The 2,895-nt window shown below is 39.9% G+C and carries 2 protein-coding genes; both read left to right on the plus strand.

Features of this window, described 5'->3' with window-relative positions; genetic code table 11:
• Window positions 1-684 precede the first annotated feature (684 nt).
• Window positions 685-1,920 (plus strand): FAD-dependent oxidoreductase, encoded by a 1,236-nt coding sequence (locus L6773_RS21095; protein ID WP_237856654.1) that lies wholly within the window; start codon window positions 685-687, stop codon window positions 1,918-1,920.
• Window positions 1,921-1,925: 5 nt separating this feature from the next.
• On the plus strand, window positions 1,926-2,783 hold the full coding sequence (locus L6773_RS21100) for a glycosyltransferase family 2 protein (RefSeq protein WP_237856655.1): 858 nt from the start codon (window positions 1,926-1,928) through the stop codon (window positions 2,781-2,783).
• The last annotated feature ends 112 nt before the right edge of the window (window positions 2,784-2,895 follow it).

Consider the following 2,895-nt stretch of genomic DNA (forward strand, 5'->3'; position numbering starts at 1 on the left):
AAGTTAACCTCTGAGAGCGCGAAGTGAAGCAGAGTATATTTTTTACTCGTACCGAAGCTCCGCTCATCATGGTCCAAGTTTTCTCGTACCGAAGCTACTGCTTCGGTACGCCAAATCGGAAGCTCCGCTTCATATGAATTGTAAACTGAAGGAGAACTTCCTCATGGTGGTTCTAGTTACAAATTTGAACCAGTGTAGGGGCCCTTCCGGGATCTACTAAATTTTACCGCGGAGAGCGCTGTGAGACGCTGTGCGTATTTGTTTTAATTCTTTCCGAAACTGAAATAGCGCAAGTTTGTTATTTGTGAGAAATTGGATTGGGATCATGTTGGTCCAAGTTACAAACTTGAACCAGTTTAGGATCTACTAAAGTTTACCGCGGAGGGCGCGGTGAGACGCTGTACCTATTTGTTTTAATTCGTACCGAAGCTCTTTTCTCGGTACGCCAAGAGGAAGCTCTCTTTCTTATCAATCGCAAACTTGAAGCTGATTTTTACTCTATAGTTACCCAAGGAAATATTCGGAATTTATAAAAAATAGTAGTAGAATTTATAATGGGGATATAGTACGTCAATATCGTTTACATCAAAAGAGATTTAAGAACATTCATGATACTAGCAAGCAGTGTTTTGAATATTCAATTGACAAACTATTCTGTGGTATCGAATTAGATGTTGATAAATAATGAAGAGAAAAGTATTAGTTCTTGGCGCGGGTATACAGGGTTGTTGTATTGCATTAGAGTTGGCAAATCGAGGTTTCAAGGTTGATTTGATTGAGCAGGACTCTGTTCCATTCAACCGGTCAAGCATTCGGAACGAGGGGAAAATACATTTGGGATTAGTCTATATAAACGACACCGGATTTGAAACCCCAAAACTGATGCTCAAAGCAGCTCTCCGTTTTGCCCCATACCTGTCGAGATGGATTGGGATAGGTGTAAAAGATCTCAATGTTGGCACGCCATTCTACTACCTGGTATCAAATCAGTCATTTTTGGATACCGAACAGCTTGAACAACGGTATCATCAATTGGAGAAATTATATTGCAAGAGCACAGAAAAAGAATCTTTTACTTATTTAGGATACAAACCCGACAAACTGGTTCAAAAAAGCTCTGAAGAGAACCTCGCAAAACACTTTAATACCGATTGCTTACAAGGTGGATTTTACACCAGTGAGCTGGCGATTGATACGTCTAAACTTGCTGAGCATATTCGGAAAGCTGTCAAGAAACATTCGAATATAACCTTTTTGGGAAATCACCGGATTCTGGGAATTTCAAAAAATGGAAGTGGCTACATTGTTGAGGGTGAAAAAAACAGATCAAACTGGAAGAAAAAATCTCTCCAGGTTGTAAATGCTACCTGGACAGATAAATTCAAATTAGATGAAACACTTGGTATATCACCGCCGAAGGAAATTTTGCATCGGCTTAAATACAGGGTCATAGCAGATATTCCTGAAGAGATGAAAAATTTTCCGTCTGCAACCATGGTCATTGGAAAGTTTGGCGATGTGGTTATCAGGCCGGATAAAACGGCTTACATTTCATGGTATCCTGACGCCTGTCGAGGATGGTCGAACAGCATTGAGCCTCCGGAATCATGGAATGAGCCAAGCCGTGGAATTGTACCAAATAAGGACTTTGATGAGATCTCTGAACAATTGATTCGTGAAACAGAAAAGTGGTACCCGGCTATCAGAAATTGCACTCCTAAAATTGTGGATGCCGGTATCATTGTAGCCCATGGAAAAACAGACGTTGATAACAAAAAAAGTCGTCTTCATGAAAGATCAAATATTGGTGTTACCTCCTACGACGGCTACCATTCTGTTGAGACCGGGAAACTAACAACGGCGCCTATGTTTGCCATGGATACTGCCGATCGGGCAGAAAAGATCTACCGACAACTTTAAAGAATATGAGCAAGGATCAGCCCAAAGTTGTTGTCTGTTTGCCATGTTATAATGCTGAACTCTTTATTAAACGCACGCTTGAATCCCTAAAAAACCAAACCTATTCCAACTTCACGGTTTTAATCTCTGACGATAAATCCACCGATCAAACAGTTTCTCTCATAAAATCCCTGGTTGGTACCGATGAACGTTTTCAATTGATTGAACAAAAACAAAATCTCGGGTGGTTGGATCATGTTGATTTTCTTTTGGAACAAGCATCCGGGGAGGGTAAATATACGTTCATAATACCCCATGATGACATAATTGAAGTGAGCTACATCGCAAAACTTGTCGAGGCACTCGAAAATAATCCTGATGCTGTATTATCGTTCTCAGATATGAACTTCAATGACAGAGATCCTTCGGAGATTGCCAGTTATACAGCTCTGGGAAAAGTGAAGAGTCGACAGAAACGGTTAGAAAAACTCCTGGAAAAAGAGCAACTTTGGTGGATCGCTTACAGAGGTATGATGAGAGCAGATCTTATTCCGGAAATTATACCATCACAAAAGAACTTGTTTGGAAACAGAGAATATGCTGCAGATTGGTTTTTACTGATCCGGCTTGCGATGTTTGGTGAGTTTGTCCGTGTTCCTGAAGTGCTGTATACCAAATACTATCATGAGAAGAATAAATCACACAGTTTTAAACATACCCATCTAAATCACTTAAGTAATCTTCTCACCTTTTTTGTGATGCTGTTTCGATCTCCTATTGAATGGAATGAGAAGCTCAAACTGCAAACTAAAATTATACAAAATTCAATAAAGCGCCTGGTTTTAATGACAGGTGTTGGTAATTTTTTGATAAAGAAAAAATAAATTTTAAGGTAGAGTCTCTTCTGGGATCTACTAAAGTTAACCTCTGAGAGCGCGAAGTGAAGCAGAGTATATTTTTTACTCGTACCGAAGCTCCGCTCATCATGGTCCAAGT

The organism is Rhodohalobacter sulfatireducens (assembly GCF_022012475.1).
GTDB lineage: Bacteria > Bacteroidota > Rhodothermia > Balneolales > Balneolaceae > Rhodohalobacter > Rhodohalobacter sulfatireducens.